This is a genomic window from Gryllotalpicola sp., from assembly GCF_027352875.1.
Classification (GTDB): Bacteria; Actinomycetota; Actinomycetes; order Actinomycetales; family Microbacteriaceae; genus Gryllotalpicola.
The window spans coordinates 16,369-34,013 of the sequence record NZ_DAIEII010000047.1 but is presented as its reverse complement, the minus strand read 5'-3'; the positions used below and the strand labels follow the sequence as shown (position 1 = coordinate 34,013).

General features: G+C 70.0%; 15 protein-coding genes. All 15 read left to right on the top strand.

Annotated features, from left to right (window positions below; translation table 11 throughout):
• Positions 1-1,350, top strand: a 1,350-nt coding sequence (locus M7D61_RS05830) for a transcription antitermination factor NusB (protein ID WP_298228504.1), incomplete at its 5' end; no start/stop codon positions are given.
• A 17-nt stretch (positions 1,351-1,367) separates the two neighbouring features.
• Positions 1,368-2,030 (top strand): ribulose-phosphate 3-epimerase, encoded by a 663-nt coding sequence (gene rpe, locus M7D61_RS05825; protein ID WP_298228502.1) that lies wholly within the window; start codon positions 1,368-1,370, stop codon positions 2,028-2,030.
• A gap of 10 nt (positions 2,031-2,040) precedes the next feature.
• Positions 2,041-2,304 (top strand): phosphoribosyl-ATP diphosphatase, encoded by a 264-nt coding sequence (locus M7D61_RS05820; RefSeq protein WP_298228500.1) that lies wholly within the window; start codon positions 2,041-2,043, stop codon positions 2,302-2,304.
• Between the two features lie 54 nt (positions 2,305-2,358).
• Positions 2,359-3,210, top strand: coding sequence for an ATP phosphoribosyltransferase (gene hisG, locus M7D61_RS05815; RefSeq protein ID WP_298228498.1), 852 nt, complete (start codon positions 2,359-2,361; stop codon positions 3,208-3,210).
• Between the two features lie 12 nt (positions 3,211-3,222).
• Complete coding sequence (gene hisF, locus M7D61_RS05810) at positions 3,223-3,987, top strand: imidazole glycerol phosphate synthase subunit HisF (RefSeq protein WP_298228496.1); 765 nt, start codon at positions 3,223-3,225, stop codon at positions 3,985-3,987.
• Complete coding sequence (gene hisI, locus M7D61_RS05805) at positions 3,984-4,397, top strand: phosphoribosyl-AMP cyclohydrolase (RefSeq protein ID WP_298228494.1); 414 nt, start codon at positions 3,984-3,986, stop codon at positions 4,395-4,397. Before hisF ends, hisI begins: the two co-directional genes overlap by 4 nt.
• Positions 4,394-5,914: an anthranilate synthase component I gene (locus tag M7D61_RS05800; protein WP_298228492.1), complete on the top strand. Its 1,521-nt coding sequence runs from the start codon at positions 4,394-4,396 to the stop codon at positions 5,912-5,914. The genes hisI and M7D61_RS05800 overlap by 4 nt, the downstream gene beginning before the upstream one ends.
• Positions 5,911-6,513, top strand: a complete 603-nt coding sequence (locus M7D61_RS05795; protein WP_298228490.1) for a Trp biosynthesis-associated membrane protein — start codon at positions 5,911-5,913, stop codon at positions 6,511-6,513. The genes M7D61_RS05800 and M7D61_RS05795 overlap by 4 nt, the downstream gene beginning before the upstream one ends.
• A 960-nt stretch (positions 6,514-7,473) precedes the next feature.
• Complete coding sequence (locus tag M7D61_RS05790; protein WP_298228488.1) at positions 7,474-7,701, top strand: DUF6704 family protein; 228 nt, start codon at positions 7,474-7,476, stop codon at positions 7,699-7,701.
• A 3-nt stretch (positions 7,702-7,704) separates the two neighbouring features.
• Positions 7,705-8,496: an indole-3-glycerol phosphate synthase TrpC gene (gene trpC, locus M7D61_RS05785; RefSeq protein WP_298228487.1), complete on the top strand. Its 792-nt coding sequence runs from the start codon at positions 7,705-7,707 to the stop codon at positions 8,494-8,496.
• Positions 8,496-9,707, top strand: coding sequence for a tryptophan synthase subunit beta (trpB, locus tag M7D61_RS05780; RefSeq protein WP_298228485.1), 1,212 nt, complete (start codon positions 8,496-8,498; stop codon positions 9,705-9,707). Before trpC ends, trpB begins: the two co-directional genes overlap by 1 nt.
• A complete protein-coding gene (trpA, locus tag M7D61_RS05775) occupies positions 9,704-10,510 on the top strand; it encodes a tryptophan synthase subunit alpha (RefSeq protein ID WP_298228483.1) in 807 nt (268 codons plus the stop codon). The genes trpB and trpA overlap by 4 nt, the downstream gene beginning before the upstream one ends.
• Positions 10,511-10,564: 54 nt before the next feature.
• Positions 10,565-11,488: a prolipoprotein diacylglyceryl transferase gene (lgt, locus tag M7D61_RS05770; RefSeq protein WP_298228505.1), complete on the top strand. Its 924-nt coding sequence runs from the start codon at positions 10,565-10,567 to the stop codon at positions 11,486-11,488.
• Positions 11,489-11,579: 91 nt separating this feature from the next.
• The gene (gene gltB, locus M7D61_RS05765) at positions 11,580-16,151 is read left to right on the top strand and encodes a glutamate synthase large subunit (RefSeq protein WP_298228481.1); all 4,572 of its coding nucleotides are present in this window, start codon (positions 11,580-11,582) and stop codon (positions 16,149-16,151) included.
• Positions 16,144-17,601, top strand: a complete 1,458-nt coding sequence (locus M7D61_RS05760; RefSeq protein ID WP_298228479.1) for a glutamate synthase subunit beta — start codon at positions 16,144-16,146, stop codon at positions 17,599-17,601. Before gltB ends, M7D61_RS05760 begins: the two co-directional genes overlap by 8 nt.
• Positions 17,602-17,645: the final 44 nt, after the last annotated feature.

The window sequence follows — 17,645 nt, the reverse complement described above, 5'->3', positions numbered from 1 at the left end:
GCCGCCGCGCGCGATGTCGCCTACGACGTGCTCCGCGCGGTGCGCGAGGACGACGCCTACGCCAACCTGCTGCTGCCGACGCGCATCGACCGCGCCCGGCTCGGCGCTGCCGATGCCGGTCTCGCGACCGAACTGACCTATGGTGCGCTGCGCCTGCGGGGCTACTACGACCGGGTCATCGCGCTGGCCGCCGGGCGACCGGTCGAGCGCATCGACCCTCCGCTGCTCGATGTGCTGCGCCTCGGTGCGCATCAGCTGCTCTCGATGCGCATTCCGGCGCACGCGGCGGTCAACGAGTCCGTCGCGCTGGCCGCGCGGGTCGCCGGCACGTCGAAGACCGGGTTCGTCAACGCCGTGCTCCGCGCCATCGAGCGCGTGCCCGCCTCGGAATGGCGCGAGCGTGTCGCCGCAGGGTCGACGGATGCCGACGACCGGCTCGCCGCGCTGACCTCCCACCCGGCCTGGATCATCCGCGCGCTCCGCCAGGCTCTGGCACTCGAGGGTCGCGAGGCAGAGCTCGGCGCCCTGCTCGAAGCGGACAATGCCGCGCCCCGAGTCAATCTGGTGGCGCTGCCCGGGCTGGTGCCCGGCGGCGAACTCAGGAAGATCGGGCATCCAGACCGGTTCTCGCCGTACGGCTTCGCCCCCGACGACCCGTTCTCCCTGGTCGCCCGCAGCAACGGCACGATCCGCGTGCAGGACGAGGGCTCGCAGCTCGCCGCCCTCGCCCTCGTCGCCGCGCGCCCGATCGCACCCGGCGAGCGCTGGCTCGACCTCTGCGCCGGCCCCGGCGGCAAGGCGGCCCTGCTCGGCGCCGAGGCCGAACGCGGCGGCGCGACCCTGCTCGCCAACGAGCTCATTCCCGCTCGGGTCGGACTCGTCGAGCGCGCCGTCGCCCCGGTGAAGGACACCGTCACCGTCGTCCAGGCCGACGGCCGCTGGTACGGCGCCGACCACCCCGGCGAGTTCGACCGCATCCTTCTCGATGCACCGTGCACCGGTCTCGGCGCATTGCGCCGCCGACCCGAGGCGCGCTGGCGCAAGCAGCCGCGCGATGTCGCCGAACTGACCAGACTGCAGTCCGAGCTCCTCGAGTCGGCGGTCGGCGCCCTCGCGCACGGCGGCGTCCTCGCCTACGTCACCTGCTCGCCGCATGTGGGGGAGACGCGCGCGGTCGTCGCGGACGCCCTCAAGCGGCATCCCGAACTCGCCGAGCTGCCGACGCAGCAGATCGTGCAGGATTCCGCGCGCGAGCCCCTCGACCTCGCGGGCCCCGCCGCCCAGGTTCAGCTCTGGCCGCATCGCCACGGCACCGACGCGATGTTCATCGCCCTGCTGGCGAAGAATTAGCCGGATACCCTCGACACGTGCCCGCACGCATCAACCCGAGCATCCTCAGCGCCGACTTCGTCAACATGGAGCGCGACCTCGACCGCATCGGCACGGCCGACTACGTCCACGTCGACGTCATGGACAACCATTTCGTGCCCAACCTCACGTTCGGCCCTCAGATGGTCGAGCGCATCCAGGCCGTGAGCCCCATCCCGCTCGACGTGCACCTCATGATCGACGACCCTGACCGCTGGGCGCCGGGTTACGCCGAGCTCGGCGCGTTCTCCGTGACCTTCCACGCCGAGGCGGCGGCGGATTCCGTCGCACTGGCCCGCCGCCTCCGCGAGATCGGCGCCCGCGCCGGCATCGCCCTCAAACCCGGCACCGCGGTCGAGCCCTACCTCGAGATCCTCGGCGAGTTCGACCAGGTGCTCGTCATGACCGTCGAGCCGGGATTCGGCGGGCAGCGGTTCATCGCCGACGTCATGCCCAAGCTCGACGCCCTCCACGCCGAGCGCGCCAGGACTGGCCTCGATGTGTGGCTGCAGGTCGACGGCGGCGTCACCGTGGACACCATCCGGATCGCCGCCGAGCACGGCGCCGACACCTTCGTCGCGGGCTCCAGCGTGTTCGGCGCACCCGACGCCGACGCCGCGATCGTCGAGCTGCGGGCCGCGGCGGCGCAGCACCTCCACTAGCCTGGAAGGCGTGAAGACCTTCGACGACCTCTTCGCAGAGCTCAGCGAGAAGGCCGCCCTGCGCCCCGAGGGCTCGAGCACCGTCGCCGAGCTCGACGCCGGACTCCACACGATCGGCAAGAAGATCGTCGAGGAGGCCTCCGAGGTCTGGATGGCCGCCGAATACCAGTCCGACGACGAGACCGCCGCCGAGATCTCGCAGCTGCTCTACCACCTGCAGGTGCTCATGCTGGCCAAGGGCCTGACGAAGGAGGACGTCTGGCGACATCTCTGATGCCGCCACCCGACCCCTCCTCGACCCGTCAGACCCGACCAGAAAGCCACCGATATGTCCTCCAGCCCGCTGCGCGTCGCGGTGCCCAACAAGGGCTCGCTCTCCGAGACGGCCGCCGAATACCTCAAAGAGGCCGGCTACTACGGCCGCCGCGACCTCAAAGAACTCATCGTCAGCGATCCCCGCAACGACGTCGAGTTCTTCTACCTGCGCCCGCGCGACATCGCAACCTACGTAGGCTCCGGGGCGCTCGACGTCGGCGTCACCGGCCGTGACCTGCTCATCGACGCCGGCAGCGACGCGCACGAGGTCGCGCCGCTGGGCTTTGCCGCGTCGACGTTCCGCTTCGCGGGCCCGCTGGGCGAGTTCCAGGAACTGGCCGATCTCCAGGGCAAGCGGGTCGCGACCTCGTACCCCGGTCTGGTCGGAGGATTCCTCGCCGCGGCGGGCGTGACCGTCACACTCGTCGCGCTCGACGGCGCCGTGGAGTCCGCGGTGCACCTCGGCGTCGCCGATGCGGTCGCCGACGTCGTCGAGACGGGGACCACGCTGCGCAAGCAGGGCCTGGAGATCTTCGGACCCGTCATCCTGCAGTCCGAGGCGGTGCTCATCGCGAACGCCACGACGAAGCCCGGCACCGAGACCCTCTACCGCCGCCTGCAGGGGGTCATGGTCGCGCGCCAGTACGTGCTCATGGACTACGACCTGCCCAGCGAGCTCTTCGAGCAGGCTGCTGCGATCACCCCCGGCATCGAGTCGCCGACGGTCAGCCCGCTCAAGGACCCGGCCTGGCTCGCCGTGCGCGTCATGGTGCCGATCGGCGACGTCAACGCCGTCATGGATGCCCTCTACGAGCTCGGCGCCCGAGCCATCCTCGTCACGCCGATCCACGCGGCGCGCATCTAGGCGGGCGCGACCATGAGCCTCGCCATCCGCGTCATCCCGTGCCTCGACGTCGACAACGGCCGCGTGGTCAAGGGCGTCAACTTTCAGAACCTGCGGGATGCCGGCGACCCGGTCGAGCTCGCCGCACGCTACTACGCGCAGGGCGCGGACGAGCTCACCTTCCTCGACGTCACGGCGACGGTGGAGGGCCGCGGCACGCTCCTCGAGACCGTGCAGCGCACCGCCGAGCAGGTGTTCATCCCGCTCACGGTCGGCGGGGGAGTGCGCTCCGTCGACGACGTCGCGAGCCTGCTCGCGCACGGCGCCGACAAGATCGGCGTCAACTCGGCGGCGATCGCCCGCCCGGCGCTGCTCGGCGAGATCGCCGACCGCTTCGGCTCGCAGGTGCTCGTGCTCTCGCTGGATGTCAAGCGCAGCCCGCGCACCGATTCGGGATTCGTCGTCACCACGCACGGCGGCCGCACCGAGACCGACCTCGACGCCCTGGAATGGGCCGAGCAGGCCATCGGGTTCGGCGCGGGGGAGCTGCTCGTCAACTCGATCGATGCCGACGGCACCCAGGCGGGCTTCGACCTCGAACTCACCCGTCTCATGCGGGCGGTGTCCTCGGTGCCGGTGATCGCGTCAGGCGGCGCGGGCAGGGCGGCCGATTTCGCCCCGGCGATCGCGGCGGGCGCGGATGCCGTGCTCGCAGCGTCGATCTTCCACAACGGCACGGTGACGATCGGCGAGGTCAAGGCCGATCTCATCGCACAGGGCTGGGAGGTGCGCCGATGAGCGAGTTCCCCGACGGCCGAGCTGCCGGCGACGACGGCAGGTCACGGCCTGATGCGGCGGCGATCGCAGATCGGATCCGCTTCAACGCCGATGGCCTGTTCCCCGCCATCATCCAGCAGCACGACACCAAAGAGGTGCTCATGCTCGGCTGGATGGACGCCGAGGCGCTGCGCCGCACGCTCACCGAGGGCCGCGTCACGTTCTGGTCGCGCTCCCGCCAGGAGTACTGGCGCAAGGGCGACACGAGCGGCCACGTGCAGTTCGTGAAGCAGGCGGCCCTCGACTGCGACGGCGACACGCTGCTCGTGCAGGTCGAGCAGATCGGTGCGGCCTGCCACACCGGCGACCGCACCTGCTTCGACGCTGACGTGCTCGACCCCGTGGTCGGCGACGCGGGCGGTGCCGGATGACGACGACCACGCGCGCCGCCTTCGACGTGCTGCTCCAGGGCCACCGCGTCGTGCCCGTCGTGCGCGACCTCTTCGCCGACGGCGAGACGCCGGTCGGGGTCTTCCGCAAGCTCGCCGGCACGCGGCCTGGCACCTTCCTGCTGGAATCCGCCGAACAGGGCGGCATCTGGTCGCGCTACTCGTTCGTGGGCGCGCGCTCGTTCGGCATGCTGACCCAGACCGCCGGGACCTCGACCTGGCTGAGCTACGGCCTCGACGAGTCCCGGGCGCTCGGCAGCATCATGCCCGACGTCAAGCCGCTCGACGTCCTCGACGCGTTCTACCAGCGCTGGGCGACGCCGCGCATCGCAGGGCTCCCGCCGCTCACGGGCGGCCTCGTCGGCTTCATCGGGTGGGAGGCCGTGCGCCAGCTCGAGCGCCTGCCGCATCAACCGGTCGCGGACTACGACGTGCCCGGCCAGGCGCTGGGCTTCGTCGCCGATCTCGTCGTGCTCGACCACAAGCTCGGCACCGTGCAGCTCATCGCCAACGCGCTGAACGACGGCCTCGAGGATGCCGACACGCTCTGGGCCGACGCGCAAGCCCGGATCGATGCGCTCCAGCACGCGCTCGCGCAGCCGCTCGACGCGCAGATCGACCGGGCCGACCTCGACCTCGCGCCGGAGCCGCACCACCGCACCGCGCGGGAGGACTACCTCGCCGCCGTCGAGCGCTCGCAGGAGTACATCCGCGCCGGTGACGTGTTCCAGGTCGTCATCTCGCAGCGCTTCGAGCAGCCGGTGACCGCCGCGCCCGTCGACGTCTACCGGGTGCTGCGCTCGCTCAACCCGAGCCCGTACATGTACCTGCTGCAGCTCGAGCGCCCCGACGGCACGCCGTACCAGATCGTCGGCTCGAGCCCCGAGGCGCTCGTCAAGGTCACCGACGGCAGGGTCATCACTCACCCGATCGCAGGGTCCCTGCCCCGCGGCGCGACGCCCGAGGCCGACGTGCAGAACGAGACCGACCTGCTCGCGAGCCCCAAGGAGCGCGCCGAGCACCTCATGCTCGTCGACCTGTCGCGCAACGACCTCGCGAAGGTCTGCGTCGCGGGCACTGTCGCGGTGACCGAGTTCATGCGGGTCGAGCGCTTCAGCCACATCATGCATCTCGTCTCGACTGTCGAGGGCGACCTGCAGGATGGCGCGGACGCCGTCGACGTGTTCAAGGCGACCTTCCCCGCCGGCACGCTCTCCGGCGCGCCGAAGCCGCGCGCATTGGAGATCATCGACGAGCTGGAGCCCGCGCAGCGCGGAGTGTACGGGGGAGTGGTCGGCTACTTCGATTTCGCCGGCGACGCCGACCTCGCCATCGCCATCCGCACCGCAACGCTCATCGGGGGCACAGCCTACGTCCAGGCCGGTGGCGGTCTGGTAGCGGATTCTGTTCCTGTGAACGAATTCCAGGAATCGCAGAACAAGGCAGCCGCCCCGCTGCGCGCGGTCACCGTGGCGAACGCCATGGTGAGGCTTTCGTGAGCGGCCGCGCCCTCAAGTGGGTGACGGTCCTGGCCGTCTTGGTCGGCGCCGGCATCGCCCTCGTCTCGACCACCCAGCCCTGGCTCGTCATCACGCTCACCGCCGCAGCGGGGCACCCGGCGCCGCTGAGCATCACGGGCTCTGACGCGGCCGCCGCCGTCATCGCGCTCGGCGTCGCCGGCCTCGCGCTGGCGCTGGCCCTGGCGATCGCGGGCCGCGTCGCGCGCATCGTCGTGGGGCTGCTGGGCATCGCCGTCGCCGTCTGCCTCATCTGGGCTGCGGTCCCGGCCGCTGCCGAACTGCACGGCGGCTACGACCAGATCACCGCCGCGACGGGCATCGCCGGACACGCCTCGGTGCTCGCCCTCATCGCGGGCGTCGACGGGCAGTGGTGGCGCTTCGTGCCCTTCGCCGGTGGCGTCCTCATCGGACTCGGCGCACTCTCGGCGGTCGTCCTGGGCGGACTCTGGCCGCAGGCCTCCCGCCGCTACGAGTCGTCCACGCGCCTCGCCCCCGCCAAGCCTCCGGCCTCGGCATCCGACGCCGCCGTGGCCGACTGGGACGAGCTCACCCGCGGCGACGACCCGTCCGAGCGGTAGCGGCCGACTTTTGGAATCCTCACATTAGGTCTGTTGGCTAACGATGGATCCAGGACGACTCTCTGCGGGATACGTTTTGAGCATGCGAGATCCCGCTAGTGATCGCCCCGAAACGCGGTCGCTGGACGAGATCGAAGAGCGTCTGGGGCAATTGGACGCGGATTATGCCCAAGCCATCCGAGCCAAGCTTGTTCCGGCGCCGTTAGAACCCCCGCCCGGCTACGCCACAGCACCTGATCCCATCTACAAGTCATGGCAGCAATACCTTGACGCCACGACTTTGACTGAACGGCGCGCATGGTGCAGCCGAAAGGCACGACGTTCTAACCGCGAGCGGCTGATGAGTGGCCCGGTCGATTATCGACTAACAGTCGAAGATGTGCTGTTGGTGCTGACCGCGGCTGAGGGCTGGTGCGTGTATTGCGGATCCTTGGCGCTCGAGAACCGACCATCCCGACCGGATGGATCCCCAGCACCTTGGGAACACGTCGGTCGTCGGATCGGTTCTCTCGGCCACAGGGTGGCCAGGGTGAACGGCGGATCAAACTCTCCCGAGAATCTCGATTGGGTCTGCCTGTGGTGCAATGTTTGGGTCAGCGAACGACGGACTGGCGCCACAGACCACGGAGGAATTCGATAGTTCTACGTTGTTCCGGCACATCGTCTACGGAAACCCGGACTGCCTGCTCATTCGCTCACAACAGGCGGACAAATCTCCACAGGCCGACATGTAGGTCGCAATTCGTCCGTCTGCAGGGATTTGTCCGCCGCCCAAGACCGGCTCGGTTCCTCGATCCGTAGGAGTTCGTTGCGAAAACAGGGACCTTTCACAGAAAAGTCCCTACTTCCTCGATCAACTCCTACTCTCGATCCCGTCACGCAACCAGGCGGCCCGGCGACCGCGCCGGGCCAGGGGCATCCGCTAGGCTCGAAACGTCCCCTAAGCAAATCAGGAGAGTCATGAGCGACATCAGCGACCCGGGCGACGGCCACTCGCCGGCCGCCTGGACCGGAGTCATCATCATGCTGATCGGCTTCACCGCCGGTACGCTGTTCTTCTGGTTCAACGCCCCTTGGGGCGTCTACGCCTCGGCGGTCGTCGTCATCGTCGGCCCCATCGTCGGCTGGATCATGCGCAAGGCCGGCTACGGCGTCGCGGGTCCCAAGTACCAGCCGAAGCACCACTAGCTCATGCTGACCGACCTCCTTGAAGGGGCGGTCGCGGATGCCGCGGAGCGCCGGCTGACTGCGCCCTACAGCGTCGTCGAGGCCGCAGCCGTGGCACAGAGCCCTGCGCTCGATGTGCTGCACCTGCTCGCCCCGGCCGACCGCGTCAAGATCATCGCAGAGGTCAAGCGCGCGAGCCCGTCGCGCGGCGACCTCGCCGAGATTCCCGACCCCGCCGCCCTCGCCGTCTCCTACCAGACCGGCGGCGCGAGCGCGATCTCGGTGCTCACCGAGCAGCGCAAATTCCGGGGATCGCTCGCCGACCTCGAGGCCGTGCGCGCCGCCGTCGCCCTGCCGGTGCTGCGCAAGGACTTCATCGCCGAACCGTACCAGGTGCTCGAGGCGCGCGCCGCGGGTGCCGACCTGGTGCTGCTCATCGTCGCCGCCCTCGACCAGCCGACGCTGGAGAGCCTTCACGCCTTGACTCGCGAGCTCGGCATGGCGGCGCTCGTCGAGGTGCACTCCGAGGACGAGGTGCTGCGCGCCCTCGATGCGGGAGCGGGTTTGCTCGGGGTCAACGCCCGCGACCTGTTCACCTTCGAGCTCGACCGCGAGCTCTTCGGCAGGGTCGCCGACCGCATCCCCTCCGGGGTGATCCGCGTCGCGGAATCCGCCGTTCTCGAGCCGGCCGATGTGACCCGCTACCGCGAGGCCGGCGCCGACGCGGTGCTCATCGGCGAGGCGCTCGTGACGGGCGACCCGATCACGACGCTCCACGCCTTCCTCGCCGCGGGCTCCCCAGGAGGCGACGACTGATGGCGCTGCGCGACGGCGAGGGGCCCTTCTTCGGCGAGTTCGGCGGCCGGTACATGCCGGAATCGCTCATCGCCGCGCTCGACGAGCTCTCCGAGGCGTGGCAGGCGGCGAAGCTCGACCCCGAGTTCGCTGGCGAGCTCGCGGCGCTGCACCGCACGTACACGGGACGGCCGTCGATCATCACCGAGGTGCCGCGCTTCGCCGCGCACGCGGGCGGCGCGCGCATCATCCTCAAGCGCGAGGACCTCAACCACACCGGCTCGCACAAGATCAACAACGTGCTCGGCCAGGCGCTGCTCGTCAAGCGCCTCGGCAAGACGCGGCTCATCGCCGAGACCGGCGCCGGCCAGCACGGCGTCGCGACGGCGACGGCGGCCGCGTTGTTCGGCATGTCGTGCACGATCTACATGGGCGAGGTCGACACGAAGCGCCAGGCGCTCAACGTCGCTCGGATGCGCCTGCTCGGCGCCGAGGTCGTCCCCGTGACGAACGGCTCGCGCACCCTCAAGGACGCCATCAACGAGGCCTTCCGCGACTGGGTGGCCAATGTCGAGACGACGCACTACCTGCTCGGCACGGTGAGCGGTCCGCACCCGTTCCCGGCGATGGTGCGCGACTTCCAGAAGATCATCGGCGAGGAGGCCCGCGCGCAGGTCCTCGAGCTCACCGGTGCGCTGCCGACGGCGGTCGCCGCCTGCGTCGGCGGCGGCTCCAACGCGATCGGCATCTTCCACGCCTTCCTCGACGACCCGAGCGTGAAGCTCTTCGGCTTCGAGCCGGGCGGCTTCGGGCTGGATTCCGGCAAGCACGGCGCCACCCTCGAGATGGGCCGCCCCGGCATCCTGCACGGCAATCGCACCTACGTCCTCCAGGACGAGGACGGTCAGACGATGGAGTCCCACTCCATCTCGGCCGGCCTGGACTACCCGGGCGTCGGCCCCGAGCACGCCTGGCTCAAGGACCTCGGCCGCGCCACCTACCGCGCCATCACCGACGATGAGGCGATGCAGGCGTTCCGCCTGCTCAGCCGCACCGAGGGCATCATCCCGGCGATCGAGTCGGCGCATGCCCTCGCGGGCGCCATCCAGCTCGGCCACGAGCTCGGCCCCGACGCCGTGATCCTCGTCAACCTCTCCGGCCGCGGCGACAAGGACATGGAGACCGCCGGCCGCTACTTCGGCGTGCTCGACGAGGGCGGGGCCGAGCAGTGAGCGCAAGCCCCGTCGCCGACGCCATCCACGCCGCCAAAGCCGCCCAGGGCGGTGCCCTCATCGGCTACCTGCCCATCGGGTTCCCCGACCTCGAGCAGAGCGTCGAGGCCGCCGTCGCCCTCGTCGAAGCCGGCGTCGACGTGCTCGAGCTCGGCCTGCCGTACTCCGACCCGGTGATGGACGGGCCGGTCATCCAGGCCGCCACGCAGGCCGCCCTCGTTGCCGGATTCCGCGTCAAGGACGTCTTCACCGCCGTCCGGGCGGTGCGCGAGCGGGTCCGGGCCCCGATCCTCGTCATGACGTACTGGAACCCGGTGCTGCAGTACGGCGTGGAGCGGTTCGCCGACGATCTCAAGGCGGCGGGCGGCGCGGGCCTCATCACGCCCGACATCACTCCGGATTCCGCGGCCGACTGGCTCGCCGCCTCCGAGCGCGCCGGCCTCGACCGGGTGTTCCTCGCGGCCCCGACCTCGACGGACGAACGCCTCAGGCTCGCCGCCGCGCACTCGCGCGGATTCGTCTACACGGTGTCGACGATGGGCATCACCGGCGCGCGCACGGACGTCGACGCCGCCGCGCGAACGCTCGCGACGCGGCTGAGGGCGGTCGGCGCCGATCCGATCTGCGTCGGCATCGGCATCTCGACGCCCGAGCAGGTCCACGACGTCCTCCGGTACGCGGACGGCGCCATCGTGGGCTCCGCGCTGGTGAAGGCCCTCGCTGACGGCGGCGTCAGCGCCGTCGCCTCCCTCGCCGCAGCCCTCGCGAGGGGCGCACGAGATACTCCTTCCCTCGCCGACTAGCGGCTCTGCGGCGCACCCCGCGCCGCAGTACCCTCCCTTAGGATGAAGGACGTGCTGCCCCACATCCTCGTGAGCATCCCGAGCCCCGGCCCCGAGTGGCAGTCGTTCACCGTGGGCCCTCTCACGATCCGCTACTACGCGCTCTTCATGGTGCTCGGCATCATCGTCGCCGCGATCTGGACGGACCGGCGCCTCGTGAAGCGCGGCGCCGAGCCCGGCATCACGCTCGACGTCGTGCTGTGGACGGTGCCGCTCGGCATCATCGGCGCCCGCGCCTACCACGTGCTCACCCACCCGCACGACTACTTCTACGCCGGTGCAAACCTGTGGCACGTGCTCTACATCTGGGAGGGCGGCAACGCCATCTTCGGATCGTTCATCGGCGGCGCCGTCGGCCTCTACCTCGCCACGATCTTCACGAAGCTGCGCTTCTTCAGCTTCGCCGACGCCCTCGTGCCGGGCCTGCTGCTCGCGCAATCCGTCGGCCGCCTCGGCAACTACATCAACAACGAGCTCTTCGGTCTGCCGACGACGCTGCCCTGGGGCCTTGAGATCCCGACGACGAACAAGGCGTATCCGGTCGGATTGCCCGCCGGGACCCTTTTCCAGCCGCTGTTCCTCTACGAGATCATCTGGAACGTCGCCGGCATCGTCGTGCTGCTCCTCATCGAGCGCCGCTGGAAGCCGCGCTGGGGAGTCTTCTTCGGCCTCTACCTCGTCTGGTACGGCATCGGACGCTCCTACCTCGAGTCGATCCGCATCGATCCGAGCGAGTATTCGTTCTGGGGTCTTCCGACCAACGTCTGGGCCGCGATCGGCGCTGCCGCGCTCGGTGTCATCATCATCGTCGTGCAGAAGGTGCGCCACCGCGGCATCGAGCCGAGCGTGTACCGCCGGGGCCAGGAATGGGTGAAACCGGGGTCCGAGGTAGAGTTGTACGACACCGCGGCCCTCGCCAAAAGCTCGTCAGGCTCGTAATACTTCTCCATAGGCCGTAACACCCCCGACACGGCCCCAGGGCCGATGACGTCCCGCCTGACCTGCTTTCCCCCGATGTGAGGACGGTGATATGGCGTCTCTGCCGCCTTTCTCCCGCTTTAGCGCCATCCCGCCCGCGCAGGGTCTCTACGACCCGCGCGGCGAGAAGGATGCCTGCGGAATCGCCATGGTCGCGACGCTCCGAGGCACGGCAGGGCACGACATCATCGACCTCGCGCTCACGGCGCTGCGCAACCTCGAGCACCGTGGCGCGGTCGGCTCGGACGCCGGAACGGGCGACGGCGCGGGCATCATCATCCAGATGCCCGACGCGTTCCTGCGTGCGGTGGCGGGCTTCGACCTGCCGCCGGCGGGCACGTACGCCGTCGGCAACGCGTTCCTGCCGGTGAGGTTCGACGATCGCGCCGCGGTCAAGGCCGCCATCGAGGAACTCGCCGCCGAGGAGCACGTCGCCGTCCTCGGCTGGCGCGAGGTGCCGGTGCGCCCGGACGAGCTCGGCACGCTCGCCCGCGAGGCGATGCCGCACATCGAGCAGTTCTTCGTCGCCGGCCACGAGACCGAAGGTGGCACGCGCCCGGCCGGTATCGCACTCGACCGCCTCACCTTCCGCGTGCGCAAGCGCGTCGAGCGCGAGCTCGACGTCTACTTCCCGTCGCTGTCGAGCCGCACGCTCGTCTACAAAGGCATGGTGACGACGCTCCAGCTCGAGCCGTTCTACCCCGACCTCAGCGACGAGCGCTTCGCGAGCCGCCTTGCGCTCGTCCACTCGCGCTACTCGACGAACACCTTCCCGTCGTGGCCGCTCGCGCAGCCGTTCCGCATGCTCGCCCACAACGGCGAGATCAACACGGTGCAGGGCAACCGCAACTGGATGCGGGCACGCCAATCGCAGCTGGAGTCCGAGGCGCTGGGCGACCTGCGCCCGCTGTTCCCGATCGTCACAGAGGGGGCATCCGACTCGGCGTCCCTCGACGAGGTCGTCGAGCTGCTCACGCTGGCGGGCCGCTCGCTGCCTCACGCGATCATGATGACCGTCCCTGAGGCGTGGGAGAACGCGACGGAGATCGACCCGGCGCGCAAGGCGTTCTACGCCTACCACTCGGCCCTCATGGAGCCGTGGGACGGCCCGGCCGCCCTCGTCTTCACCGACGGCTCGCTCGTCGGCGCGACGCTGGACCGCAACGGATTGCGCCCGGGGCGCTTCCTCGTCACCGACGACGGCCTCGTCGTGCTCGGCTCCGAAACCGGCGTCCTCGACATCGACCCGAGCCGCGTGGTGCGCAAGGGTCGGCTGCGCCCTGGGCGGATGTTCCTCGTCGACACCGCAGAGGGCCGCATCGTCGAGGACGACGAGATCAAGAGCCAGCTCGCCGCCGCCGAGCCGTACGCCGAGTGGTTGCAGAACTCCATCAACCTGGCTGACCTGCCCGAGCGCGAGCACATCGTGCACACCCCGGCCTCGGTGACACGCCGCCAGCGCACCTTCGGGTACACCGAGGAGGAGGTGCGCATCCTGCTCACCCCGATGGCGAGGACCGGCGTCGAGCCGCTCGGCGCGATGGGCTCCGACACGCCCGTCGCGGTCCTCAGCGAGCGTCCGCGCCTGCTCTTCGACTACTTCCAGCAGCAGTTCGCCCAGGTGACCAACCCGCCGCTCGACTCGATCCGCGAAGAGGTCGTCACCTCCCTGCGCATCGGCCTCGGCCCAGAGCGCAATCTGCTGGCGTCCGGGCCCGAGCACGCCCGCCAGATCACCGTCGAGTTCCCCGTCATCGACAACGACGAGCTCGCGAAGATCCAGCACGTCGAGGCGGCGCCCGGTGTGCGGGCGACTGTCGTCGTCAAGGGCCTCTACCCGGTCGACGGAGGTGCGGCGGCGCTCAAGGCGCGCCTTTCCGAGATGTGCGCCGAGGCGGATGCCGCCATCGAGGCCGGCGCGCAGTTCATCGTGCTCTCCGACCGCGACTCGACGAAGGACCTCGCACCCGTCCCGTCGCTGCTCATGCTCGCGGCAGTGCACCACCACCTCATCCGCGCCGAGACCCGCATGAAGGTCGGCCTCCTCGTCGAGGCCGGCGACGTGCGCGAGGTGCACCACGTCGCACTGCTCGTCGGGTACGGCGCGTCCGCCATCAACCCCTATCTCGCCATGGAGACCGTCGAAGACCTCGTCCGGTCGGGGATGATCGAAGGCGTCGCCCCCGAGAGGGCCGTCAATAACCTCATCAAGGCGCTCGGCAAGGGCGTCCTCAAGATCATGTCCAAGATGGGCATCTCGACGGTCGGCTCCTACGCGGGCGCCCAGACCTTCGAGGCGATCGGGCTCTCGAGGGACTTCATCGCCACCTACTTCACCGGTACCGTGAGCAAGCTCGGCGGGGTCGGCATCGAGGTCATCGCGAAGGAGAACGCGGCGCGCCATGAGGTCGCCTACCCGGTCGAGCAGGCGGCGACGGTGCACGAGCGGCTCCTCACCGGCGGGGAGTACCAGTGGCGCCGCGACGGGGCTCCGCACCTCTTCAACCCGGAGACGGTGTTCAAGCTCCAGCACTCGACGCGCTCGCGCCGCTACGACGTGTTCCGCGAGTACACCAAGCTCGTCGACGACCAGGCCGAGAGCCTCATGACGCTGCGCGGCATGTTCAAGCTCAAGACGGGGGCCCTGCCGCCGGTGCCGCTGTCCGAGGTGGAATCCGTCGCCTCCATCGTCAAGCGCTTCTCGACCGGGGCGATGAGCTACGGATCCATCTCGCAGGAGGCCCACGAGACGCTCGCGATCGCCATGAACCGCCTCGGCGCCAAGTCGAACACCGGCGAGGGCGGCGAGGACACTGCGCGCCTGCTCGACCCCGAGCGCCGTAGCGCCATCAAACAGGTCGCCTCGGCGCGCTTCGGCGTGACGAGCATGTACCTCACCCACGCCGACGACATCCAGATCAAGCTCGCGCAGGGCGCCAAGCCCGGCGAGGGCGGACAGCTGCCGGCCGGCAAGGTGTACCCGTGGATCGCCCGCACCCGCCACGGCACGCCCGGCGTCGGCCTCATCTCGCCGCCGCCGCACCACGACATCTACTCGATCGAAGACCTCAAGCAGCTCATCTTCGACCTCAAGCGCGCGAACCCCGACGCCCGCGTGCACGTCAAGCTCGTCAGCGAGAGCGGCATCGGCGCGGTCGCCGCCGGCAGCGCCAAGGCGCTCGCCGACGTCATCCTCGTCTCGGGCCACGACGGCGGCACCGGCGCGAGCCCGCTCAACTCGCTCAAGCACGCCGGCACTCCGTGGGAGCTGGGCCTCGCCGAGACGCAGCAGACGCTCATGCTCAACGGCATGCGCGACCGCGTCGTGGTGCAGGTCGACGGCCAGCTCAAGACCGGCCGCGACGTCATCGTCGGCGCCCTCCTCGGCGCCGAGGAGTTCGGATTCGCCACCGCCCCGCTCGTCGTCTCGGGCTGCGTGATGATGCGCGTCTGCCACCTCGACACCTGCCCGGTCGGCGTGGCAACGCAGAACCCGGTGCTGCGCCAGCGCTTCAGCGGCAAGCCTGAGTTCGTCGTCAACTTCTTCGAGTTCATCGCCGAAGAGGTGCGCGAGCACCTCGCCGCGCTCGGCTTGCGCACCCTCGACGAGGCGATCGGCCGCAGCGACCTGCTCGACGTCGACGGCGCGGTCGACCATTGGAAGGCGTCGGGCCTCGACCTCGCACCGGTGCTCGTCGGCCCGGCGTTCGCCGCCGATGAGCCGCGCAAGCACACCCGCGCTCAGAAGCACGAGATCGAGAAGCACTTCGACAACCAGATCCTGCCCGCCGCGCAGGACGCTCTCAACAGCGCCTCGCCGGTCAAGCTCACGCTGCCGATCCGCAACACCGAGCGCGCCGTGGGCACCCTGCTCGGCCACCGGGTCACGACCCTGCACGGCGAGAACGGGCTGCCCGCGGGCACCATCGATGTCACGTTGACCGGCTCGGCCGGCCAGTCGTTCGGCGCTTTCCTGCCCGCCGGCATCACGCTGCGCCTCGAGGGCGACTCCAACGACTACGTCGGCAAGGGCCTCTCAGGCGGCCAGCTCGTCATCCGCCCCGACCGGCGCGCGGTGTTCCCCGCCGAACGCAACGTCATCGCGGGCAATGTCATCGGCTACGGCGCGACCCAGGGCACCATGTTCATCCGCGGCGTCGTGGGGGAGCGCTTCCTGGTGCGCAACTCCGGCGCGACCGCCGTCGTCGAGGGCGTGGGCGACCACGCGCTCGAATACATGACGGGCGGCCTCGCCGTCATCCTCGGCGCGACCGGCCGCAACCTCGGAGCCGGGATGTCGGGCGGCACCGCCTACGTCTACGATCTGCGCCGGGAACGCGTCAACACCCAGTCGCTCGCCTCGGGCGAGATCGAGCTGCTGCCGCTCGACGGGGTCGACGCCACCATCCTCCGCGACCTGCTCGAGAAGCATCGCGTCGAGACGGATTCCACGCTCGCCGCCCATCTCCTCGACGACTTCGACGAGACGGCGCGGAAATTCGTCAAGGTGCTGCCGCGCGACTACGCGGCGGTGCTCGAGACGCGCGCCAACGCGATCGCGGAGGGCCTCGACCCCGACGGAGACGTCGTATGGACCCGGATTCTGGAGGTGACAGGTGGCTGACCCCAAGGGCTTCCTCAAGGTCACCGAGCGCGAGACGCCCAAACGGCGCCCGGTGCCGGTGCGCCTCATGGACTGGAAAGAGGTCTACGAGCAGGGCGACGGCGAGACGCTGCGCCGCCAGGCGGGCCGCTGCATGGACTGCGGAATCCCGTTCTGCCACCAGGGTTGCCCGCTCGGCAACCTCATCCCGGAGTGGAACGACCTCACCTGGCGCGGCGAGGGCCGCCAGGCGATCGAGCGCCTGCACACGACGAACAACTTCCCCGAGTTCACCGGCAGGCTCTGCCCGGCGCCCTGCGAATCGTCCTGCGTGCTCGGCATCAACCAGCCCGCGGTGACGATCAAGCAGGTCGAGGTGTCGATCATCGACCAGGCCTGGCAGTCGGGCTGGGTGCAGCCGCAGCCGCCCAGCCGGCTCACCGGCAAGACCGTCGCCGTCGTCGGCTCGGGCCCAGCGGGCCTGGCCGCGGCCCAGCAGCTCACCCGCGCGGGCCACACGGTGGCCGTGTACGAGCGCGACGACCGCATCGGCGGGCTGCTGCGCTACGGCATCCCCGATTTCAAGATGGAGAAGCGCCATCTCGACCAACGTCTCGCCCAGATGACGGCCGAGGGCACGCGTTTCCGCGCCGGCGTCGAAATCGGCAAGGACATCGCCTGGGGCGAGCTGCGCAAGCGCTACGACGCAATCGTCATCGCGACCGGTGCGACCGTGCCGCGCGATCTGCCGGTTCCCGGCCGCGACCTCACTGGCGTGCACTTCGCGATGGACTACCTCGTTCAGCAGAACCGGGCGGGCGCGGGCGAGGCCGTCGACAACCAGATCACAGCAGAGGGCAAGCACGTCGTCGTCCTCGGTGGGGGCGACACCGGCGCCGACTGCATCGGCACCGCGCACCGTCAGGGCGCCGCCTCGGTGACGAACCTCGCCATCGGGAAGCAGCCGCCGTCGGAGCGCCCCGACCACGAGCCGTGGCCGATGACCCCGCACCTCTTCGAGGTCTCCAGCGCGCACGAAGAGGGAGGCGCCCGCGAGTACCTCGTCTCGACCGTCGAGTTCCTCCCCAACGAGGCGGGCGAGGTGCGCGCGGTGCGCGTCGCCGAGACCGAGTTCGTCGACGGACGGCGCGTGCCCAAGGCCGGCACCGAGCACGAGATCCCCGCCGACCTCGTACTGCTTGCGCTCGGCTTCACCGGCGCCGAGCAGGACGCCCTGCGCGAGCAGATCGAGGTGCCGTTCACCGGCCGTGGCGATGTCGCGCGCGACGCGAAGTACGCGACCGACCAGGCCGGCGTCTTCGCCGCGGGGGATGCCGGCCGCGGGCAATCCCTCATCGTCTGGGCGATCGCGGAGGGCCGCGCCGCCGCCGCCGAAGTGGACGCCTACCTCGAGGGCGCATCGCGCCTGCCGAAACCCGTCGCGCCGACCGATAGAGCCATTAGTCTCTAACCTGAAGTGTCCGCACGAATCGTTTCGATACTTTCCAGAAATGA